The sequence below is a fragment of the Chryseobacterium sp. 2VB genome (assembly GCF_005503635.1).
GTDB classification, from domain to species: domain Bacteria; phylum Bacteroidota; class Bacteroidia; order Flavobacteriales; family Weeksellaceae; genus Chryseobacterium; species Chryseobacterium cupriresistens.
In genome coordinates this window covers 44,897-65,622 of the sequence record NZ_SCNC01000026.1, presented here as the reverse complement: position 1 = coordinate 65,622, position 20,726 = coordinate 44,897, and the positions used below count along the sequence as shown (strand labels likewise).

Here is a 20,726-nt window from a genome sequence, read left to right as displayed (position 1 = left end):
AGCCAATCTTTACGAGCTTTTATTTGCTGTTGTTGTTTATTCATGGATAAAGATTTTCAACTTTACACCATAAATTTAAGTCATTTTTGTAGCGGATCTATTGATACTTTACAGTTTAATTAAAAAGACTTTCAACGAATTTTTGACAATTGATTTTTCTATTTAAAGATTCAAGATCATAAGGAAGAAAGTAGAGTTCAAACTTATCTGAAAAAAGTTTTGCCTTATAAACCTTTGCTCCCTTAACAAAAGCTATAGAGCAAAGTAAAATTTCATCTATAAAATCACATTCAGATCCTAAATATATTGTTTTTAGACATCCATCATTATGAGTGTACAGTCCGGAATTATTACTTATAAAACGGTATTCTTTTTCGTAATTCCAACACTTACTTTTAAATCCAAAAATCATTTTATGATCACTATTTAAAATAGAAGTTTTAGGATAAGTATTTGAATAACTAACTTTTTTAAAGTCTACGTTTTTGGAGTTTATTTTTTTATTGTTGTAGCCTATAAAGTTTCCAGGTTCTAAATCAAATTCAAGGCAATAACCTTTTTGATTATTTGTGTAATGAGACCACATTAACAAATTTTGGTTGTCGGTGGTTAGTGATAAAATACCACATGTATCCTGCATCATTTTTATAACATCAATTTTAAGTTTCTCTACCTTTTTGATGTTAATATTTTTCTTAAACAATTTTATTGCTGAACTTGCGTAATTGTCTATTTGAAATACACCTTCAAAAGGATCATTCAAATATTTCAAAGATGAAAACCATAGCTGATTATTTAATAAACATCTACAATCTCTTAAAAATGATGTTGAATAGGTTTTATCTTCAGGAGCAAACTCGATTGATTTATATTTAAAAAGAATCATCGTTCGGTAAATAAGTATTAAAAAAATTAAAGTAGTTGATTTTAGGATCACCTAAAGAAATATTGATCTTATTAATTTCATCTTGTAATTTGTGAAAATCATTTCGGTAAAGATAAATTTGTGCAGGAGGTACATTGATCATCTTATCGTAGATATCCATCAGTTCTTTTATTAAACCATTGTAAGAACCTTCTTTAAAATCACCATTTTTAATTGCAATCAAATCAATATTTTTAATGTATCGGTAATATGTATCAATTTCATTTTGAATTTCTTTAAAATAGGTATTTCCATTATATCCATTATACTTATCATCGAATTTATCATCAGTGATTATAAGAAAATAAAAAAAGTCGAATACTATAATGCTAAACAATATAGCAAGTAAACTATAGTTCAGAATTAATGTAAATTTGGTATCGATATCAAAAAAATATCTTATTAAATATAATCCGATAATTGATATTGACAGGTATAAATATTTATATCCCTTTCTATCTTGATTTAAATAAAATCTATGCGCACCAATGCAACCAAAAAATAGAGCCAGTAAGGCTGTTGATAGTTTATTTTTCAATGTTTTAGAATTAGCTTTAAAATTAGTATTTAAAATAAAATTTAACAATACTCTTTAAATAAAAAAAAACATCTTTTAAAGATGTTTTTAGTATATACTTAATTCGATTGGATTTAAATTTTTTTCGGCTTCTATTGCATTCCGCCTGATCATTTCTAAATCATCTTTATTCTCTATAAACTCTTCATGAACCTGCATTCTGCCAGCAATCTTATTTTTTAGAAGCTCCCAAATTTTTTCTTTTGTTGTTTTCTTTGCATTAGTAGCAATATTAGCCGATTTACAAGTATATTTTCTTTTTCTAAAGGAATATATGGTGTAATGATAATCGTCTTTACTGTCATATAATTCAGTAATTAAGCCCGGAAGACCATTAAATTTATATGGTCCATATTGAAATGGTATATCAGTTGTAAACCAAGCCGTCCAGGTTCGTCCATATTTCGTTGTTTCAGCTTTTTGACATTTAAAACCTAATATAGTTTTAAATTCATTTTTTACTTTCCAGTTTATATTATTAGGTTCTTCATATGAATAATCAATATAATTTATCTCTGTTGTAATATATAATTTTGCAGATGTAGTACCAATTGTTTCTCGAAAATCCGTAACATACTTCATTGATTCATTTAAAGGTACGTCTACTTTTTCCACTTCTAAAGAATCTGCTATATACTTATTCATGTTTTTAAAAAAAGAAGCATCCTGATTTATCAAAAGGGCGAATGTTGTAGTTTTTTTATAATTACTAGCTTTATTAAGTTTGTAGTTTAATTTATAATCGGCTTCAAAAACTACATCAAATTTTTTCTGACAATAAAATAAGGTTACGATTAACAAATTTAGTAATAGTATAATCTTTTTCATTTTTGCTCATTATTAAAAAAAGACCGCCACACTTATGACGGTCTTATTAGTAATTTTTTTAATTATTAGTGACTATAAATCACTGTTACTACAGTTGAGCCTGCATGTTGAGGGCATGTTTCACCGTTTAAGTCTGTAAGATAGCCAGCTAATTGATTTTGTGACATGTGGTCAGCGATAGTTTGACTAACTTGAAGTACTTTTCCGCATGAGGTTCTAAAAGGAAATGCACTTACTACACCAGCGATTAATAAAGCGCCTAATAAAACTGTTTTTTTCATAATCGTTTTTTTAATGATTAGTTATTAATTTAAAAATGTATCTCAAAAATATAAAATAAATCAAATCAAGTGAGAATTATTTTTTTATGTTAAATAGCTCTGATACTTGCTTTTGCATAGATAAAAAAAAATGCATTAAAAAAAATACGGTTTTCCGTAACAAGTGTAAAATATAATTTTTACTGCAACTATGTAAGAGAATAAATTATAAATTTGGAATATAAATAAATTTAAATGGCGGAATATACTAATCAGGAAATAATGGAAATTATGTCCTCTAATGCAGAAAAAATCAATTCAAATGTTCTTAAAGAAGAAAGAATAGCCAATGAGATTGAACAAGTTATAACACAACTTGAATATAAAATTGTAGAACTCAAAACCATGCAAATAGAGCCTGATTTAAGCGATCTAAATTCTTTTTACAAGGAAAGAACAGAAGAAAACATAGAACGTCTTAATTCGCGTTTAAAAGTGCCGAAACTAAGCCTTTATATTTGGTTATCTTCTTTTGCAATGTTAATTATTAGTTTCGGAGTTTTATTTTTTGTCTATTCCAAAGCTTCTGAAACCAAAGCCCTTACCCAAAAAGAATATAAAGAACAGCTTTTAAAAAATAATGTGATCATGTCTAAAGAAAATGCCGAACTTTTAAAAGATATGGATCTTTGGTTTAAAAGCGATCCACAATCAACACAAAAATTTATTCATTGGCGACATAATCAAAAATAAGAACTAATTAAATTTAATACGGACTGAAAGTATAAACTATAGACATATTAATTTTGAAAACAATAAAAGATCATTTTATAAATATTGGGGCTTTTAAATTTGTTTTAAAGCTTAATTAAAGCACGTTTAAAAAACAGTAAATATTAAGTATTGATGCATAATACGTGTTTTTTTCCTTTACATTTAGTTCTGCGATTATTTACGGTTAGTTTTGCCGATTATACTTTTTAACTGCATTGATATTTTCTTCCGTAAGTTTCCCATAACCCAGCTCCTTGATTTGGTCTAATTGTAATTTTGATATTTCATCTTGCTTATCTTTATTTTTCAATAAATGATCCCGCAACGAAATATAATCCTGGGCAGAGTATACTTCATCTTTTAAAAATTCTGAAATATTTTTATTTTCTCCGACACATCCCAAAGTATATTTCATCATTAAAGGATTGTTATAATAGAAAGTATAGATAAATAAGAATCTTTTATCATTTCTTTTAAATAGCTCCTTGGCGGAATAAACCCTTAACGCATTGCTGCCATTCATCGCATAGTAATAGAGCTCATCATTACTTGCTGTTTTAGCAATTTTTTTAAATTGATTATAAATCTTACTTTCTTCACCTCCATAACCAATATGGGAGGACTCAGCATAAGAAAGAGTACTTAAAGGCTGTGCCAGTTTTTTTACTGTATCAGAAACCTGGGCATTATATCCTGTGTAAATAAAAGTGATTAAAAATCCATAAAAATATTTATTCTTCATTATTTATAAATAATATCTAAAGTTAATAAAATAACTGAAGATATATTATTACAGTATATTTCTCAACGAAAACCTTCCGGATCTTGCAGGACGGGAAGTTGGTTTCTGAGTTAATAATTAAAAAATAAAAATGTAGCTACAATTATTTATAAGAATATTCAATATTGGTCCATAAAACCTGATCTCCTGTTTTGATCATTTCAGAAGGTTTGGAGAATATATTACCGAAAATATTTTCGTATTGAGTTGTTCCAAAATGAGCACTTTTGGTAATCAATAGTGCGTCATGATCATCACGGGGTACTTTTTTAACGTATCGGTACGTTCGTTTTAAAGTAAAGGATGAGGTGTTTTTATTGAAATCACCAATGTAAGATGGTTTATTATTGTTGTTCTCTTTGATCAGCACAGAGTCATTTACGATGGTGAAGCTGTAGGTAAAATCTGTAGTTGAGGTTTCTGAGGATAACCTGATCGTCTTGCTTTTAAGATCCAGGTTTATTTTTTTCCAGGCAGGTTCCTGGTATAAGCTCCAGTAATCGGTAAGATAAGATTCATCCGGAGTAGATTTTTCTCCGTTTGATCCTTTGTACAAAACCGTATTTTTTACAGTATAACTTTTAAAGTGAAACGAGTAAACATTTTTATCAACAGGTCTCGGATCATCAATTATATTATCGTTGTTTTCACACGAGATCAATGACAATGTCATTATCAGGGTATAAAAAGAGTATTTCATGGTATATTTATAAAGAAGTTTCACATCTATTAGGGAAACGAAATAGAGTGGAAGTTATAATTGGGCAAAGGTAAAAATAAAAGGTGAAAAGGTAAACATGTATTTACCTTTTCGCCTTTTGACTTAATTTATTTCCCAAAATATATCTGATCCTGCTTCTGTTGTTCATTATAAATGATCTGGAAGCTGACAGGCATATATTGGTAAAGAAGTTTCCAATGTTGGATCTTTGCGTGTTTCTTGAAGCTTTCGAAAGATCTTACAAACAGGTTTTCAATCATGGTTCTTACATAAGAATTCCCGTTTCTGTAGATCCAGTCCATCAGCTTGATGTGATGGGCAATGATATTGATCTTCGATTCCTGCAGCAGGTGCTTCAGATAATTTACGGTAGCCTGCATGATCCCGGCGAAATTGTCCTGTACAGACAGCTGGGTGATTTCATTGCGAAGTGGCGGATAGAAAAATTTTAAGTATTCAACAGCTATTTTTTGATTAATAGTTTGCATTTGTACTTTCATCATAATTAAGAATTTTTCAAACACTTTTTAGTGCAGCGAAATGTATACCAAAATTTAAAGGCAGGCTGCAAAAATAAATACTCCAACGATCACAGCAATGTGAGTGAATAATATCTCTGCATTGTGTCTGTTAGTCGTTGTTTTCCAGGTTTTCCAGTCTGAAATTCTTCTGATTTTGTTTTTCATAATCTATTGATTGTGAGTTATTTTTAATTTTGTTTAATTTAAACACTTTGTAATGAAACGGATAAAAAATGTAACAAAACGTTTATATGCCATGAGTGTAAATTTGTCTTGAATATACTTTCTGAAGGTTGGCAGAAATATGACTAAAAATCACTTTTCTGTATTCCTCACTGCAGAAAGCAGTACAATTGTCCAGAGAATAGATAAAGGTTGTCTCAATTGCATTCTTTAAAACTGTATCTCCGTCAGTGTAAATTTTGTCCATCTTTTGTAAACTCCTGAACAGCAGATTTCTGTCATTCTGTCGGATCATGTTTTTAATACGTTCCGTGAAGGTGCGGATAATGCTGTATGAGTTTTGAATTTTAATTTCCTGTACTTCTTTTTCAAAATCGGGAACCACATCGGTGATTTCCTTTACGGCTTGTAAATAGTTCATCGTATTATATTTTAATGGTGATAGTGTTCGAGTATTTTGATGAAAGCTCCAAAAATGAAAATGGTTAAAAAAGCAAAAAAGAGCATATGATAGGGCTTAAGCCATTTTGGAGTTGCAGGTCCTTTGCTTTTTAACCTTCTGAGCTTGTCGATTCTGTTTAAAGTCTTTAAGTCCATTTTTCTATGTTTTCAAATGATGATGCCAATGATATTCCGATGAAAATGGAATATGATTAAAGTGTTGATATATAATGTGTTGTGATTTTATGATTAAGTTTTTTAAACAGAAAAGCTTGTCAAAATGATAAGGTTTTTATCAATTTGGAAAAAATAAAAAGACAAAAATTGCTGCTATCACACCTTCTTACTAATCTGAGGACTGATAATTCCCATCCTTTGGAGGGGTGGCGAAAATTCAAAGAATTTTTGACGGGGTGGTTAAAAGAGAGTGATATAAAATGACAATTTTTAAGTTTCGCAGAAAGAATAAGAATGAATATCTTTGCAGTCCAAATATTCAGAAAATGTTTTCAAAAATAATAGTACACAGAGTCGGAAATAAGATCAACGGAGATTCGCTGACACTTTCCCAGGAGGAATTGAAGCTGGAAGAAGGAATGGCAGAAATGCTTGAAGACTACTTTTTAGGTTCTTTTAAATCGGAAGAAACCTTCCATTTTTACAGTGACACTTATCTGGTGAATAATCCGGTTTACAGTGCCGTATCTGAAATTTTTGATGATAAATCCAAGTTTATCTGGGAATCTGAGAATATTGCCAAACATCTTTTCGAAGCGGCAGAAAATCCAAGAGTTCAGAGTGGAGAGCTTTTTATCGTACTTTTTGAAGATGAAAGCGACCGTCCGGACAGGGTGGATAAAATCGGAATTTTTAAAACGGAGAAGAGAGAATCTTTCCTGAAAATCAATCCTGCTGAAGAAACATTTGATATTGAAAAAGATCAGGGAATCGGTTTGTCTAAAATTGATAAGGCTGCTTTGATCTACAACAACAATAAAGAAACAGGGTATGTACTTTCCGTGGTTGACAACAATAAAAACGGAGATATGTATTACTGGTTCGAAGATTTTCTGAAAGTAAAACAGCGTGATGATGAATATTTCCACACGCAGGAAGCTTTGATGGTGTATAAAGATTATATTACCAAACAGCTTCCTCAGGAATTTGAAGTTTCCAAAGCAGACCAGGCAGATTTCCTGAACAAGTCTATCAATTTCTTCAAAGAAAAAGAAGAATTCAAGCTGGATGAATTTGCCAGTGAAGTCTTGGGAGATGAGCATGTGATTGAAAGTTTTGTAAACTTTAAAACAGACTACGAACAGGACATGCAGGTAAATATTGCTGAAGAGTTCCCGATCAGTGAAGCAGCTGTAAAAAAGACGCAGAGACACTTTAAAAGTATCATTAAATTAGATAAAAACTTCCATATCTACATCCACGGAGACCGACAAAAAATCGAGATGGGTGAGGATGATAAGGGAAAATATTACAGACTTTATTTCGAAAAAGAGGTATAAAAAGAAATCTCCCATTCATAATAATATCATAACTTTATTCCTGATTACAAAATAACAGTTATGAAATTGATGATCATTTTCTGGGGAGCTTTTCTCTTCTTTTTCTGTGTTCCTTTTCCAATTTTCATTTACATGATGACGGAGGAGCTGGCAACAGAACCGAGAAATTCATTAGCGGTGAGCTATGGGTATCTCGGTTTTTCTTTGTTAATATGGGGATATGTGATTATTTTCTTTATCAATAAGCTTTTCATAACAACTTTTAAAGAGAAAAATACGATCCGGTCCATTGTACAGAATGGAATTCCAAGAGAAGCCAAAATTATTGATTATAAGCTTCTGAAATACATTCCTAAAAAAAACATGAATCTCATTCAGGTCGGGCTTTCATTTCCCAATCTCAGCAATACGCTGATAGAACATGAAATGATGTTTCATGATTCCAGACCGCAGGAGAAAAGATTTGATGTAGGAAACAAAATCAAAGTACTGCTGAATCCTAAGGTATCACAGGAACCTTATTTTATTTTAAGTGACCAGAAAGTGGGATTCAATACATCAGGAATGATTTTAAGAATCGTATTTCTTGTATTATTGATGGCTTATGTTATTGGCATATACTCTTATTTCTATTGGCGAGAATCTTTTGATTTCGGCTGGAGGTTTCTGACATTCATGCACCCGATTATTTTCAGCGGGGTGATGACCATTATTTATGTCCTGGTTTTTCAGCTTATTTTCGGGAAGTTTTTAAAAAATACAAAAGAAGAACGTATTCTTTTTTCAGGAAGAAATGCTGAAGCCAATATTATCAGTGTAAGCCAGACAGGCCTTACAGTGAACGATCAGCCACAAATCATGTTTCAGGTAAGTTTCAAGGATTTCAGAGGGACTGAACATATTGCTGTTTATAAGAAAATTGTGAGTCTTTTAAAGCTTTCTTCCATTCCTCAACAAGGAACTATTGAGATCATGTATGATGAAAATGATCCGAAGAAGATTATGATTCCCAGAGGGTTGTAGAGAGTAAAAGACAAAACAGCAAAAAGCAAAAACGCTAAATCTGATAATAATACATCAGAATAATTACATGTTTTCAGACTTTAGATGTAAAGTCTCTGTTTGACATTGACCATTTAACATATAAAAAAATATTCAGATGAATTTTTTTAATGAATGCATTTTGTTTAAGTAACAGGATAAAAATCAATTCAATTTTATACAGAAATTTTTAAGTAAAAAATATGTTTTTATCAGATAAACAATTATTTAACATAATGAAAAATATCCTTCAGATGTGAGTTAGTTGTATATATTTGAGACTTAATTTAAAAAACATATTTTATGAAAAAAATTAAAAAATTGACTCGTGAAGACCTTAAAACTGTAAAGGCAGGTCAAGTTTGGTATGCTGAAACTTCTTGTGGAGTAAAAGCTACAACTACTCAAGATTGGACCGCTGAGCAAGCAAATGCTTGGATTGATGCTCTTGAAACAAATTATTGTAAGCCAGCTTCTCACTATGGACCTAGTAATAATCTAGCCTAATTAATGTAAATGCACTTATAGTAATAGTTAATACTATAAGTGCAATTTATAAAAAAAAATCTCTTATGCATTACCATAAAAAACTAATACAAATATTCATTTTATTTTATAGTGTTTTATTTTATACACAATCATACAAACAGGATACTCTGCGTGGGGAATTTACCTATCAATTAAAAGCAAAATTCGATACACGGACTGATTATCGGCATGAAGAACAATTCTCATTACAGATAGGAGATAACCGTGCATTTTTTGCAAGTGTTATATCGCTAAAAGGTGATTCGGTAATGGCCACTTCAGGAACAAGTACAAAGAATGCTGATGGCAGTATAACTCTTGGCTGGAAAAAAGGGGTAGTGATTCCAAAAACAGGTTTATCTTTTGCCATAATTCAATCCAACGAAAATATACAATATTTTAGATCAGCTGGAATGTCTTTACTTACCTATAAAGAACCAATAATAAAGAACTGGAGGCTTGTGGATGAGACCAAAGTAATCAATACAATTATTTGTAAAAAAGCAGAAGTTACTTTTAAAGGTCGGAACTGGATAGCATGGTATGCTCCCGAAATTCCGTTGCCTTACGGTCCATATAAATTTAGCGGATTACCAGGACTGATTGTTAAAATAACAGATGATAAAGGAGATTTTGATTTTGAATTGGTAAAATCTATACCTGCATCTAAATTAAATGGTAAATTAATTACCATTAAAAAGAGCAGATATACAGATGCTATAGAAACCACACAACAAAAATTAAAACAAGCAGTTAGAAATAATGAAGCCAATGCCGCTGCTGTACTCGCAAGTTATGGAACAACCATTATACAAGGTCAAGAAATAATAAGGCAAAGACAAAAAGAACGGGAAGAAAATAAAAAATACGAAAACCCATTAGAATTAGAAAAAGATTAGTAACAGCTAATCTTTTTTTCGTTTGCTAATATCTATTCGTTTTTTTACCTTATTCATTATCTTTGTCTTCTTAGCTAAATCATATGAAAACAAAAATTGTCGATCTGACAAAGCCTATCCAATACAATGCAGGAGATCCGTGGTTTATGCGGGTGAAAATTAAACATAAAGCACATAGAAAATCACATTGGCTCATTCGTCTGGCATTAAAACTTCCATCAAGACTTTTTCCTAAAAACTGGACAGGCTGGGCTGATGACACGATCAAAAATATGGGGCTTCATGCTACAACACATATTGATGCTCCCTGGCATTATGGCCCTGTAGTGGAAGGAAAGCCTGCTAAAACGATAGACCAGATTCCACTGGAATGGTGCTACGGAGATGGAATTGTGATTGATTGTTCGCATAAAGAAGATTTTGTTGCTATCACTGTTGAGGATTTGAAAAAAGATCTCGATAAAAACGGAATTACCATTCAGGAAGGAAATATTGTTCTGATCAGAACGGATCGTGACAAAATGATGGGCACTCCGGATTTTGTGGAAAAAGGAACGGGAATGAGCAAAGAAGCTACAGAATGGCTGATTGACCAGGGTGTAAAAGTACTGGGAATTGATCAGTGGGGCTGGGATCTTCCTCTGAAATATATGGCTCAGAAAGCGAAAGTACTCAATGATCCTGAATTCTTCTGGGAAGGTCATCGTGTAGGAATCGAAAAAGAATATTTACACATCGAACAGCTTACAAATCTCAGTGCATTACCTCCATCCGGATTTAAAATCTGTGTATTTCCGTTAAAAATTGTTGGCGGCTCTGCAGCTCCGGCGAGAGTGGTGGCGATGATGGATGCATAAAAAGAAAAAATCATCTCTGACAAAAAATAAAAAGGGCGAATTTGAAGATTCAAATTCGCCCTTTTAAATGTAGCATCCTTATTTTCTCGGGTTAATTCTTCTTTCTGAAAAACAAGGCCCTGTTATATTCAAAATTCATTCTGGCAATATTCAGGACAGAAATTCCCTGAGGACATTCTACTTCACAGGCTTCTGTATTGGAGCAGTGCCCGAATAATTCCGTATCCATTTGGGTTACCATATCCAGTACTCTTTTGCTTCGCTCTTCTTTTCCCTGAGGAAGGAGTGCCATGTGAGTGATTTTTGCAGAGGTAAATAAAGCTGCACTTCCATTTTTACAAGTGGCAACACAAGCTCCACATCCGATACACGCAGCAGAATCAAAAGCTTCCTCAGCCGTCTGGTGAGTCACGGGAATTGCTGTGGCATCAGGAGCCTGCCCTGTATTCACAGATACAAAACCTCCCGAAGATATAATTCTGTCAAAAGCAGAACGGTCTACTTTTAAATCTTTCTTCACCGGAAATGCTTCAGCACGGAATGGCTCTATCAGAATCGTTTCCCCATCTTTAAAGGACCTTAAGTGAAGCTGGCAGGTGGTTGTATTTTTCAAAGGACCATGGGCAATACCATTAATCATCATCCCGCATTGTCCGCAGATTCCTTCACGGCAGTCGTGGTCAAACTCAACGGGTTCATCACCCTCAATAATCAGTTTTTCATTTAAAGTGTCCAGCATTTCTAAGAAAGACATGTGTGGATTCAACCCTTTAAGGTCGTAAGGAACCAGTTTTCCTTCACTTTTTCTGTCTTTCTGTCTCCATATCTTAAGATGTAAATCCATAATTTTCTGTTTTTATTTGTAACTTCTTACAGTTGGCTGAATTTCTTCAAAGATTAAAGGTTCCTTAATTAGTTCAGGTTCACCATTTTCACCTTTCCAGGCCCAGGTAGAAATAAATTGGTATTCTGCATCATTTCTCATGGCTTCTCCGTCCGGAGTCTGGAATTCTTCTCTGAAGTGAGCACCACAGGATTCGTTACGGGTTAATGCATCGTAGCACATCAGTTCTCCGATTTCGAAATAATCGGCTACACGGCCTGCTTTTTCCAGTTCGGTATTCATTTTATCTCCCTGTCCGGAAACTCTTACGTCTTTGTAGAATTCCTGTTTCAGTTTTCGGATTTTCTGAATGGCGTATTTCAGTCCTTCTTCATTTCTGGCCAGTCCGCAATAATCATACAGGAGTTTTCCTAATGTTTTGTGGAAATAATCAACGGTTTTGGTTCCTTTGATATTGATGAAGCCATTAATTTGATCTTTAACGGCCTTTTCAGCCTGTTCAAATTCAGGAGTATCCGGTGAAATTTTTCCGGTGTGAATTTCATCCGCAAGATAATTGGCAATGGTGTAAGGCGCAATGAAATATCCGTCAACTGAGGCCTGCAGAAGTGAGTTGGCACCTAATCTGTTGGCTCCGTGATCGGCAAAATTAGCTTCACCTAAAGCAAACAATCCCGGAACAGTAGTCATCAGTTCATAATCTACCCAAAGGCCGCCCATTGAGAAGTGCGCAGAAGGGGAGATCATCATAGGTTCTTTGTACGCATCATATCCTGTTATTTTAAGATACATATCGAATAAGTTTCCATATTTTTCTTTAATCTTATCTTTTCCCTGTTCCTGTATTGCTTTGGAAAAATCAAGATATACTGCATTTTTCAAAGGTCCGATTCCGAAACCTGCATCAATTCTTTCCTTGGCTGCACGGGAAGAAATATCTCTTGGAGCAAGGTTTCCGAAAGCCGGATATCTTCTTTCAAGATAATAATCCCTTTCATTTTCCGGAATGTCATTGGGTTGTCTTGTTTCCCCTTCTTTTAATGGAACCCAGATTCGGCCGTCATTACGTAATGATTCAGACATTAAGGTCAGTTTAGACTGATAATCTCCGGATTGAGGAAGGGAAGTAGGGTGTACCTGAATCCAGCTTGGGGAAGCCATTAAAGCTCCTTTTTTATGGGCTCTCCAGATGGCAGAGCCATTACATCCCATGGCAAGGGTAGACAGATAATAAATTTTTCCGTAACCTCCGGTTGCCAATATTACAGCGTGTGCTGCATGTCTTTCAATATCTCCCGTGTCTAAATTCCTTACGATAATTCCTCTGGCTTTGCCGTCAACAGTCACCAGATCCAGCATTTCATGTCTTGAAAATAATTGAACGGAACCTTTTCCAACCTGTCGCATTAAAGCCTGATAAGCTCCCAGAAGAAGCTGCTGCCCCGTTTGCCCTCTCGCATAGAAAGTACGGCTTACCTGAACTCCTCCGAAGGATCGGTTGTTCAGATATCCGCCATATTCCCGCCCGAAAGGTACACCTTGTGCAACAGCTTGGTCGATGAGGTTCAGAGAACATTCTGCCATTCTGTAGACATTGGCTTCACGGGCTCTGAAGTCTCCTCCTTTCAGTGTGTCTACAAACATTCTGTAGACACTGTCGCCATCGTTTTTATAATTTTTGGCAGCATTCACGCCTCCCTGTGCTGCCACAGAGTGTGCCCTCCTCGGGCTGTCCTGGAAACAGAATGATTTGACATTATATCCCATTTCTCCCAGAGAAGCAGCAATTGAGCTACCCGCCAGACCTGTTCCAACAACAATGACATCCAGTTTTTTACGATTGGCAGGATTAACGAGTCTTGCTTTCTTTTTATAATTTTCCCATTTATGTTCCAATGGGCCTTGTGGTATTTTTGAATCTAAAATCATGACCGTTCTGTTTAATGATAAGTAAAGAATACATAAATTGGCATCAATGCAAAGCCTGCACAGATAATAATTGAATAAGCAATTCCTATCGTTTTGAACCAATGTACAAACTTAGGATGATATAATCCCAGGGTTCTTACAGCACTGTGTATTCCATGAATCAGGTGATAACACAAAGCGATCATTGATACAACATAAATGATAACGTACCACCATTCTTTAAAGACATTCACTACCAGAATGTAGAGGTCTTTATTTCCGTTCTCATCCAAAGAAGGATTTCCGAATTTGTAGATATACCAGAAGTTCTGGAAATGGATCACCAGGAAAATCAGAATTAATGTTCCCAGGATTCCCATATTTCTGGAAGCCCACTTGCTAGCTCTTCCACGTCTGTCCGTTTGATAACCGCCTCCTGATTTTTTATTTTTTAAAGTAATCATCAGTCCGTCTACTGCGTGCAGAATAATACTGGCATATAAAACGTAAGAGACTATTTTGATAATGATATTTCCTGATAAAAAATGCGAATAAGCATTAAACTGCAGGTGCGCTTGTTCTTGTGGAAGAAAAAGCTGAAGATTTCCAAGGAAATGAATCAACAGGAAGAATCCCAGAAAGAGTCCTGTAAGGCACATCAGCATTTTTCTTGACAGTGTTGATAACATATTTTTGATGTATTGGTTAATAATATCCTAAGACTTTCATCCACAATCCTCCTACAACCATATAAATGATCAATAGAACGATTCCAATTTCAAGACCTCTGAGCCACCAGACTTTCAGGTCAACATATCCGCTTCCGAAGAATACCGGTGCAGGACCGTGGCCGTAATGAGTAAGTACCCCGTAAATTGAACCCATGAAACCAAGCATCATTGCCAGCAGCATTGGTGGGATTCCTAAAGAAACACCGACACCCAGCAAGGCAGCATACATGGCCGCTACGTGAGCAGTAGCACTGGCAAAAATATAATGGCTGAAGAAATATACTACAATAATAACCGGGAAAGCTACCTGCCAGCTCAATCCGCCAATCTGTACTTTGATAAGGTTACTGAACCATCCAATGAACCCCAACTCATTTAAAGAGCTTGCCATCATCACCAGTACAGCGAACCAAACGATCGTATCCCAAGCTCCTTTTTCACCTTTTACATCTTCCCAGGTTAATACTGAGGTTAGTAGTAATAATGTTAATCCGATAAAGGCTGTAGTAGTAGCATCAATAGAAAGTGCTCCTCCAAATATCCAAAGGGCTAACAGAATGAAGAATGCCAGCAGCATCAGCCATTCATTTCTTGAGATAGGCCCCATTTCTTTTAATTTCTGAGCTGCCATTTTAGGAGCATCACCCGTTTTTTTCAATTCAGGCGGATATAATTTATACAATACCAAAGGAACGATAAAGAATGCTACTGCACCCGGAATAAAACCTGCTGCTGCCCATGACATCCAGGTAATATCAATACCAAGGTTGGCTGCAAACTTCTGACACATCGGGTTACTGGCTGTCCCGGTAAGGAACATAGAAGAAGCGATGAGGTTCATATAGTAGCTGTTCAAAGTCAGGAATGATCCTAATTTTCTATGGGTTTCCGGCTTTTCAGGAACAGAATCAAAGCTTATGGCCATAGACTTCATGATCGGGTAGATAATTCCACCTCCTCTTGCAGTGTTACTAGGAATAGCAGGAGCAAGACAAACATCGGCAAGTCCTAATCCGTAAGCCAGTCCCAGTGAGCTTTTCCCAAAAACTCGGATGAATAAAAAGGCGATACGGTTTCCAAGTCCTGTTTTGATAAATCCTCTGGCAATAAAGAATGAAATCCCGATCAGCCAGATTACTTTATCTCCAAAACCGGAAAGCGCTTTGGTAATAGATTTTCCTGCATCTCCCGGAGCAACTACCTGCGTAAGGGCTGTAAAACCAATGGCCATCATACACATTGTTCCCATTGGTGCTGCCTTAAGAATGATTCCTAAAATGGTTGCCGCAAAGATGGCAAACAGATGCCAGGCATTCTCTGCAACACCTTCCGGAGCAGGAATGAACCATATGATCAACGCAACAACAAATGTGATCGCTACGTTTTTAATATTAATTTCTTTCATGATACTACTATTTAATCGTTAAAATCTACTTTGTACCTGTACAATGAATAGATTATTGTTGTATTGTGATGTATTTTCTATCTGATGTTTATAGCGGTCAAACTGAACTCCCAGCTGAATTCTTGCCCCATAATTTTTCAGGAATTCCAATCCGAACATCGGGGTGATCGTCTGTCTTGGGTTGGAAGCCATTCTGAAATTGGTATCAAGATATTCGTAACGGCAGGATAATTCGAAGGCGCTGAGGTTTTTGTGGTTGATCTCATATCTTAGGTTCGGAAGAAAATAGGCACCACGGATCAGATATTGATCTGGGTTTTCAGGACGAATTTCAGGAGCAATAGAATTGTACAGAACATGGTTGGTAGCCTGCTTAGCTTCCAGCTGCATATCAAGGCTCCATTTTGGATCAAACTGAATCAGTGAGCTCAGATCTACGCCCAGCGCATATACTTTTTTGCTGAAAACTTCCCCGATACCGCCATTCAGACCTACATTGAAATTGTATTTTTTTGATAATCCGAAAACAAGGCGGGTAGAATACTGTTTTCCGTTGTCATTATCATTAACCTGGTTTTTTCCGTTTCCGTTCACCACTGAAACCGCATATTGGAAAGGAATTTCTCCCAGCTGAAGCTGTCCTGTAGCAGACATTCCGATCTGGAAACTTGTCCAGCCCAGCTTTCCGAATTCCGTATACTGGTTAGACCAGTCTAAAGATTTAATAATATCAATAGGGTAAGTCTCTTCAATACCGAACCAGGGTCTGAACTGTCCTACAGTAATCGCTAATTTGGGATTGAAAGTATACTTCAGGTAAGCATTTTCAAGAACTCTGCTTTTGGGATCATTTTTAAAATCGGCAAGGTTGGCCAAAACTACAACTTCAGTACGTTTACTGATCTGCGCGCGAACCTGAACCCTCATGTATTTGAGCATGAAATTATTGTCAGTTCCGGAACCATCGGTGTGATGAAGTCCGTTTACGTCTACATCTTTACTCAACCCAACAAGGTAACGTGCCTGAAAAAGACCTTTGATCTGCAACTGCGGATATTTAACATCATTTTTTTCCTGTAGAGCAGAGGTGGTCTTAAGAGAATCCTGATTTTGTGCATAAGCAGATAACCCACAGGCCAGCATACACAGAATCAGGCTTTTCTTTTTAATCGAAAAAAAGGCCATATCTATTTTGTTTTTTTAATTGTGAATTTTATTTTACCACATGTATCTGATGCATTTTGAATGATCATACATTCACTCATAGTGCGGAATACTTAGGTCTTCATCTGCAGGGACCAGATTTACTTAAGCATAAGTAGTTTGTGGTGAAATATCTATTTTAATCCTAAGAATGTGAACGGAGCAGATTCTTTAAATTCTGCATTGGATTTTCCGTTGTAGGTGTGGTAATTACTAAGATCCAGTTTCATTACTTTACCTTTTGGACTTAAATCAAATTCTTTAAGATCTACCCAAAAAGTGTTTGGAGTAAAGACTGTTTCAAAATAATACACAAGGTTTTTCTGATCAGAAACAGAACGCCATCTTGTAGAAGAAATATTAGGCTCTGTGGCAGAAGTGATCCCGTAAGGAACAGAGCAGTTTCTGATTACGCTGAAAACACTGGCTACTGCTGTGCGGGTATCTGCAGTCTGAGGAATCGCGTTGATATAGTAAGAAGCTCTTACGAAGCGGTCTGCTGCCCGGTTGGTTCCCGGAAGCATAACGGTCCCCGGAATACCTTTCCAGTAATTGTTAAGGGCAAGCTGCTCCTCAAAAATAGGAGAATTGGTCATTACCGTGTAAGACGGGTCATGATGAATGACAAGCTTTCCGTCAATATATTCAAATACTGCATTGTCTCCTGAAGCATCCGAAATGGAAAGATGGACGGTTGTAAATCTTTCAGTTCCCGGAATATAATCACTAACAATTACGAAAGGCTCTTTGCGTGAAAATTCTACGGCTTCTTTTACTGTGGCAAAGTTATCAAGATAATATTGGGCCCATAATGAAATGGCAATACCTTTTTTACTACCTTTTCCATCAAATTTAGGATATTGAGATTCTCCCAGCCAAAGCAGGTTGGCAACCAGCCCTTTTTCGTTCATGCCGTCAGCTGAAGCAATATCCCATGAAGAGCTTACAAGGCTTCCATATTTGGCGGTCCATTTCACAGATTTAGAGCCTACCAGTCCATTTCGTTCTATCCCTTTTGGGAGAACCCAGAGATTGACAGGGATTTCGTCACGCCAGTCCATGGAACGGGCTGTAATAACGGTATTCTGGGGACCTTTGTACACTACTCTTGTACATGCTTCAGAAGGATTCCATAATCCTATAGAAAGGATCAGAGAAAATAAAATTAATGGGAACTTTTTCATAATAGTATTATTTGAATTTAAATTTTATATTGAATTTGTTGTGAATAATTCAATGTATTTTAATCATATTCATTATTTAGTGATATAAATTTAGCAAAATTTGTTTAAATAAAGTAATCATTTGGATTAATAATATGTAATTTATGTTATGAATCATGGTTAAAGAATGATAATTGGATAGTTTAATTTTTTTTTGTATATTTTAATGATATGATATAAAAGGGATGAAAAAATAAAGAATGTTTTAATGTTTTTTTTCTTCTGTATTTTCACTGTTTTGTGTTGTAAAGTGTTGGTATTGTGTGTTTTAAAATTAGATACCACAAAATAGAAAGCTGTTCAGAAAAATCGTTATATTTGATTAACAGACTGAAAAGATATATGAGTTTTATAGAATGCCATGAAGAGCCTATCCATATTCCGGGTTCTATACAAAGTTTTGGCTATTTGATTGGCATTGACGCAGAGTTCCGTACCATTACTTTTTTTAGCAGGAATATTTCGGATCTATTTAAAATTGAGCGCTCAGAGGAGCTGTTCGGAAGAAAGATTACTGACTTTCCGGAAAGTTTTCAGGGCATTATTGATTCAGAAATCTATACTTCACTGGATAAGTTTACCAGACGTAAGAATGAAACTTATTTCGATAAGATTTTTATTAATGGTACAGAATATCATTTCTCTGTTTTCAGAAGTGAACTTTATATTTTTCTGGAGTTCGAAGAGGTTATCATTAATCCCAATAAACGAATTTCCAATAAATATGATAACTTTTACATCATCGATAATGAAAAGGAACTCTGGAACCATCTTCTGGAAACTCTTTCAAAGGTGGTGAATTATGATCGTATGATGGTCTATAAATTCATGATGGACGGTTCCGGAAAAGTAATCGCAGAAAAGAAAAACGAAAATATGGAAAGCTTTCTGGGGCTTCATTACCCGGAGTCTGATATTCCGAAACAGGCCCGCGATCTTTATCTGAAAAAAAGAAAAAGAATCTTCAGCAATGTATATGCGGATACGGTTCCTATTTTAAGCAGAAGCCCTGAAAATATTGATCTTACTTACTCCGCATCCAGGGGAATGTCACCGGTTCATGCACAGTATCTGAAAAATTCGGGAGTGGCGTCCAGCTTCAGTGTTTCCATTATTATTGATGATCATCTCTGGGGCCTGGTAACCTGCCAGAATGTTGAAGCTAAACATATTGATCTTGAAGATAGAGTACAGGCCGGAATTTTTACGGCTCTGGCAGCGAATGCCTATTCTTCTTTTAAATCAAAAAACGAACTGAATTACCGGTTGGAACTCAATGAGAGAATGTCTCAGCTGAAAACGGAATTTTTAAAGCATAACAATCTCTTTGATTCTCTTATTGAATGTAAAAAAGAAATCAGAAACTTACCGGAAGCTGATGGTCTTGCCATTGTTTCTGATGAAAATATAATAACAGACGGAAGTACTCCTGATCATGAAAATATTGGACGAGTTGCAGCATGGGCTCTTAGTAATACCAATGAACGTATTTATGTGAGCCGAAACTTCCTTAAAGATTATGGCAAAGAACTTGAACTGACTGAAAATGCAGCAGGAATTGCCATCTATTTTATTGAAAGGGATAAAAATGAAATGCTGATCTGGTTCAGAAAAGAGTTTGATGAACATATCAACTGGGCAGGAAATCCGGAGAAGAAAGTAAGTGTGTTTTCTCAGAACGGAGAGGAAAGACAAATGATATCTCCCAGAACTTCATTCCGCATTTTTACAGAAAATATCAAAGGGCATTCAAAAAGATGGAATTCCAGAAATGTAAGTGCAGTACAGGCTGTAAGGGATCTGATCTTAGAAACTTCCCATAAAAATTACAATGCGATTAAAAGGCTTAATGATGAGCTTAAAAAAGTAAATGAGGAACTTGACAGTTTTTCCTACACTATTTCTCATGACCTGGGAACACCTCTCACCGTGATGAAACTGAATGCACAAATGCTTCTGGGAAATCTTGCTGATAATTCTGAAAAAAGTAAAGCCAAGATCAATGCAATTATTGAAGAAATTGATAATATGGCTGAAATGATGCATGACGTCCTGCAGCTGAGCCGTGCCAAGCACAGCGAAATTCAGCTTGAAAGTCTGAAAACAACGCATACTATTGAGAAAATATCTGAAAATGCCAAGATGACCTACGGAAGTGCCAACAGTGAGATTATCATCAAAGAGTGTCCGGATGTACTGGCTGATAAGACAATGCTTCATCAGGTGTTTCTGAACATCATCAACAATGCTGTGAAATATTCTTCCCATAAAGATCTTCCAAAAGTAGAAATTGAAGGGATAGAAGACGGGCAAACCATTATTTACAGGATCTCAGACAACGGTATTGGTATTCCTGTGGAGGAAAAACATAAAATGTTTAAAATCTTTAACAGGATGGATAATGCCAAAAAATTCAAAGGAAACGGAGTGGGACTATCTATTGTGCACCGCATTATGCAAAGACTTGGAGGAAATGTTGATTTTGAGAGTAATAATGAGGGGACTTCATTTATTTTAACGTTCAAAAAGCCTTACATTTGAGAAACTTTTAAAACGTTA

The 20,726-nt window shown here is 35.1% G+C and carries 23 protein-coding genes; 7 read left to right on the top strand and 16 right to left on the bottom strand.

Going from position 1 to position 20,726, the window contains the following annotated elements; genetic code table 11:
* Positions 1–115 precede the first annotated feature (115 nt).
* From FFS26_RS19030 to FFS26_RS19015, 4 genes are all read right to left on the bottom strand, one after another.
* On the bottom strand, positions 116–886 hold the full coding sequence (locus tag FFS26_RS19030) for a DUF2971 domain-containing protein (RefSeq protein ID WP_137905813.1): 771 nt from the start codon (positions 884–886) through the stop codon (positions 116–118).
* A complete protein-coding gene (locus FFS26_RS19025) occupies positions 873–1,463 on the bottom strand; it encodes an NINE protein (RefSeq protein WP_137905812.1) in 591 nt (196 codons plus the stop codon). The genes FFS26_RS19030 and FFS26_RS19025 overlap by 14 nt, the downstream gene beginning before the upstream one ends.
* Before the next feature lie 87 nt (positions 1,464–1,550).
* Positions 1,551–2,330 (bottom strand): GLPGLI family protein, encoded by a 780-nt coding sequence (locus tag FFS26_RS19020; RefSeq protein WP_105702268.1) that lies wholly within the window; start codon positions 2,328–2,330, stop codon positions 1,551–1,553.
* A 65-nt stretch (positions 2,331–2,395) separates the two neighbouring features.
* Positions 2,396–2,611 (bottom strand): hypothetical protein, encoded by a 216-nt coding sequence (locus tag FFS26_RS19015; protein ID WP_047422716.1) that lies wholly within the window; start codon positions 2,609–2,611, stop codon positions 2,396–2,398.
* Positions 2,612–2,845: 234 nt separating this feature from the next.
* On the opposite strand from FFS26_RS19015, the gene FFS26_RS19010 reads away from it, so the two are divergent.
* The gene (locus tag FFS26_RS19010; RefSeq protein WP_137905811.1) at positions 2,846–3,343 is read left to right on the top strand and encodes a hypothetical protein; all 498 of its coding nucleotides are present in this window, start codon (positions 2,846–2,848) and stop codon (positions 3,341–3,343) included.
* A gap of 205 nt (positions 3,344–3,548) precedes the next feature.
* On the opposite strand, the gene FFS26_RS19005 is transcribed toward FFS26_RS19010, so the two are convergent.
* The 6 genes from FFS26_RS19005 to FFS26_RS18985 form a co-directional block, all read right to left on the bottom strand.
* Positions 3,549–4,106, bottom strand: a complete 558-nt coding sequence (locus tag FFS26_RS19005) for a hypothetical protein (RefSeq protein ID WP_137905810.1) — start codon at positions 4,104–4,106, stop codon at positions 3,549–3,551.
* A gap of 142 nt (positions 4,107–4,248) precedes the next feature.
* On the bottom strand, positions 4,249–4,845 hold the full coding sequence (locus tag FFS26_RS19000) for a hypothetical protein (protein ID WP_137905809.1): 597 nt from the start codon (positions 4,843–4,845) through the stop codon (positions 4,249–4,251).
* A gap of 128 nt (positions 4,846–4,973) precedes the next feature.
* Positions 4,974–5,369 (bottom strand): hypothetical protein, encoded by a 396-nt coding sequence (locus tag FFS26_RS18995; RefSeq protein WP_110011329.1) that lies wholly within the window; start codon positions 5,367–5,369, stop codon positions 4,974–4,976.
* A gap of 51 nt (positions 5,370–5,420) precedes the next feature.
* A complete protein-coding gene (locus tag FFS26_RS22905; protein WP_262710328.1) occupies positions 5,421–5,552 on the bottom strand; it encodes a hypothetical protein in 132 nt (43 codons plus the stop codon).
* An 82-nt stretch (positions 5,553–5,634) separates the two neighbouring features.
* Positions 5,635–5,991, bottom strand: coding sequence for a hypothetical protein (locus tag FFS26_RS18990; protein ID WP_110011330.1), 357 nt, complete (start codon positions 5,989–5,991; stop codon positions 5,635–5,637).
* A gap of 11 nt (positions 5,992–6,002) precedes the next feature.
* Positions 6,003–6,167, bottom strand: coding sequence for a hypothetical protein (locus FFS26_RS18985; RefSeq protein ID WP_228406568.1), 165 nt, complete (start codon positions 6,165–6,167; stop codon positions 6,003–6,005).
* A gap of 347 nt (positions 6,168–6,514) precedes the next feature.
* Between FFS26_RS18985 and FFS26_RS18980 the strand changes: the two genes are divergently transcribed.
* The 5 genes from FFS26_RS18980 to FFS26_RS18960 all read left to right on the top strand — a co-directional run bounded on the left by FFS26_RS18980 (position 6,515) and on the right by FFS26_RS18960 (position 10,853).
* A complete protein-coding gene (locus FFS26_RS18980) occupies positions 6,515–7,528 on the top strand; it encodes a nucleoid-associated protein (protein ID WP_137905808.1) in 1,014 nt (337 codons plus the stop codon).
* Between the two features lie 60 nt (positions 7,529–7,588).
* Complete coding sequence (locus tag FFS26_RS18975; RefSeq protein WP_110011331.1) at positions 7,589–8,551, top strand: hypothetical protein; 963 nt, start codon at positions 7,589–7,591, stop codon at positions 8,549–8,551.
* A 321-nt stretch (positions 8,552–8,872) separates the two neighbouring features.
* Positions 8,873–9,076, top strand: coding sequence for a bacteriocin-like protein (locus FFS26_RS18970; protein ID WP_110011332.1), 204 nt, complete (start codon positions 8,873–8,875; stop codon positions 9,074–9,076).
* A 65-nt stretch (positions 9,077–9,141) separates the two neighbouring features.
* Positions 9,142–9,996, top strand: coding sequence for a GLPGLI family protein (locus FFS26_RS18965; protein WP_110011333.1), 855 nt, complete (start codon positions 9,142–9,144; stop codon positions 9,994–9,996).
* Between the two features lie 83 nt (positions 9,997–10,079).
* Entirely contained in the window at positions 10,080–10,853 is a 774-nt protein-coding gene (locus tag FFS26_RS18960) for a cyclase family protein (RefSeq protein WP_137905807.1), read from the top strand.
* Positions 10,854–10,944: 91 nt separating this feature from the next.
* On the opposite strand, the gene FFS26_RS18955 is transcribed toward FFS26_RS18960, so the two are convergent.
* The 6 genes from FFS26_RS18955 to FFS26_RS18930 all read right to left on the bottom strand — a co-directional run bounded on the left by FFS26_RS18955 (position 10,945) and on the right by FFS26_RS18930 (position 18,128).
* Positions 10,945–11,697 carry a succinate dehydrogenase/fumarate reductase iron-sulfur subunit gene (locus FFS26_RS18955; RefSeq protein WP_137905806.1) on the bottom strand — a complete coding sequence of 251 codons (753 nt, stop codon included), beginning with the start codon at positions 11,695–11,697 and terminating at the stop codon, positions 10,945–10,947.
* Positions 11,698–11,709: 12 nt separating this feature from the next.
* A complete protein-coding gene (locus FFS26_RS18950; RefSeq protein ID WP_110011336.1) occupies positions 11,710–13,626 on the bottom strand; it encodes a fumarate reductase/succinate dehydrogenase flavoprotein subunit in 1,917 nt (638 codons plus the stop codon).
* Between the two features lie 11 nt (positions 13,627–13,637).
* Positions 13,638–14,294: a succinate dehydrogenase cytochrome b subunit gene (locus FFS26_RS18945; RefSeq protein WP_137905805.1), complete on the bottom strand. Its 657-nt coding sequence runs from the start codon at positions 14,292–14,294 to the stop codon at positions 13,638–13,640.
* 16 nt (positions 14,295–14,310) lie between these two features.
* The gene (locus FFS26_RS18940) at positions 14,311–15,741 is read right to left on the bottom strand and encodes an anion permease (RefSeq protein ID WP_062674169.1); all 1,431 of its coding nucleotides are present in this window, start codon (positions 15,739–15,741) and stop codon (positions 14,311–14,313) included.
* An 18-nt stretch (positions 15,742–15,759) separates the two neighbouring features.
* Complete coding sequence (locus FFS26_RS18935; RefSeq protein ID WP_137905804.1) at positions 15,760–16,926, bottom strand: porin; 1,167 nt, start codon at positions 16,924–16,926, stop codon at positions 15,760–15,762.
* 152 nt (positions 16,927–17,078) lie between these two features.
* Positions 17,079–18,128 carry a linear amide C-N hydrolase gene (locus FFS26_RS18930; protein ID WP_137905803.1) on the bottom strand — a complete coding sequence of 350 codons (1,050 nt, stop codon included), beginning with the start codon at positions 18,126–18,128 and terminating at the stop codon, positions 17,079–17,081.
* 381 nt (positions 18,129–18,509) lie between these two features.
* Here FFS26_RS18930 and FFS26_RS18925 point away from each other — a divergent pair, with 381 nt between their 5' ends.
* Positions 18,510–20,708, top strand: a complete 2,199-nt coding sequence (locus FFS26_RS18925; protein WP_137905802.1) for an ATP-binding protein — start codon at positions 18,510–18,512, stop codon at positions 20,706–20,708.
* The last annotated feature ends 18 nt before the right edge of the window (positions 20,709–20,726 follow it).

Excerpts from the sequence above, each read along its gene's own strand:
- FFS26_RS18940 (WP_062674169.1), bottom strand. The coding sequence starts at position 15,741 with ATGAAAGAAATTAATATTAAAAACGTAGCGATCACATTTGTTGTTGCG.
- FFS26_RS18945 (WP_137905805.1), bottom strand. The coding sequence starts at position 14,294 with ATGTTATCAACACTGTCAAGAAAAATGCTGATGTGCCTTACAGGACTC.
- FFS26_RS18960 (WP_137905807.1), top strand. The coding sequence starts at position 10,080 with ATGAAAACAAAAATTGTCGATCTGACAAAGCCTATCCAATACAATGCA.
- FFS26_RS18990 (WP_110011330.1), bottom strand. The coding sequence starts at position 5,991 with ATGAACTATTTACAAGCCGTAAAGGAAATCACCGATGTGGTTCCCGAT.
- FFS26_RS18980 (WP_137905808.1), top strand. The coding sequence starts at position 6,515 with ATGTTTTCAAAAATAATAGTACACAGAGTCGGAAATAAGATCAACGGA.
- FFS26_RS18950 (WP_110011336.1), bottom strand. The coding sequence starts at position 13,626 with ATGATTTTAGATTCAAAAATACCACAAGGCCCATTGGAACATAAATGG.
- FFS26_RS19005 (WP_137905810.1), bottom strand. The coding sequence starts at position 4,106 with ATGAAGAATAAATATTTTTATGGATTTTTAATCACTTTTATTTACACA.
- FFS26_RS19015 (WP_047422716.1), bottom strand. The coding sequence starts at position 2,611 with ATGAAAAAAACAGTTTTATTAGGCGCTTTATTAATCGCTGGTGTAGTA.
- FFS26_RS18975 (WP_110011331.1), top strand. The coding sequence starts at position 7,589 with ATGAAATTGATGATCATTTTCTGGGGAGCTTTTCTCTTCTTTTTCTGT.
- FFS26_RS19010 (WP_137905811.1), top strand. The coding sequence starts at position 2,846 with ATGGCGGAATATACTAATCAGGAAATAATGGAAATTATGTCCTCTAAT.
- FFS26_RS19020 (WP_105702268.1), bottom strand. The coding sequence starts at position 2,330 with ATGAAAAAGATTATACTATTACTAAATTTGTTAATCGTAACCTTATTT.
- FFS26_RS19000 (WP_137905809.1), bottom strand. The coding sequence starts at position 4,845 with ATGAAATACTCTTTTTATACCCTGATAATGACATTGTCATTGATCTCG.
- FFS26_RS18930 (WP_137905803.1), bottom strand. The coding sequence starts at position 18,128 with ATGAAAAAGTTCCCATTAATTTTATTTTCTCTGATCCTTTCTATAGGA.
- FFS26_RS18985 (WP_228406568.1), bottom strand. The coding sequence starts at position 6,167 with ATGGACTTAAAGACTTTAAACAGAATCGACAAGCTCAGAAGGTTAAAA.
- FFS26_RS18995 (WP_110011329.1), bottom strand. The coding sequence starts at position 5,369 with ATGATGAAAGTACAAATGCAAACTATTAATCAAAAAATAGCTGTTGAA.
- FFS26_RS22905 (WP_262710328.1), bottom strand. The coding sequence starts at position 5,552 with ATGAAAAACAAAATCAGAAGAATTTCAGACTGGAAAACCTGGAAAACA.
- FFS26_RS18965 (WP_110011333.1), top strand. The coding sequence starts at position 9,142 with ATGCATTACCATAAAAAACTAATACAAATATTCATTTTATTTTATAGT.
- FFS26_RS18970 (WP_110011332.1), top strand. The coding sequence starts at position 8,873 with ATGAAAAAAATTAAAAAATTGACTCGTGAAGACCTTAAAACTGTAAAG.
- FFS26_RS18925 (WP_137905802.1), top strand. The coding sequence starts at position 18,510 with ATGAGTTTTATAGAATGCCATGAAGAGCCTATCCATATTCCGGGTTCT.
- FFS26_RS18935 (WP_137905804.1), bottom strand. The coding sequence starts at position 16,926 with ATGGCCTTTTTTTCGATTAAAAAGAAAAGCCTGATTCTGTGTATGCTG.
- FFS26_RS18955 (WP_137905806.1), bottom strand. The coding sequence starts at position 11,697 with ATGGATTTACATCTTAAGATATGGAGACAGAAAGACAGAAAAAGTGAA.
- FFS26_RS19030 (WP_137905813.1), bottom strand. The coding sequence starts at position 886 with ATGATTCTTTTTAAATATAAATCAATCGAGTTTGCTCCTGAAGATAAA.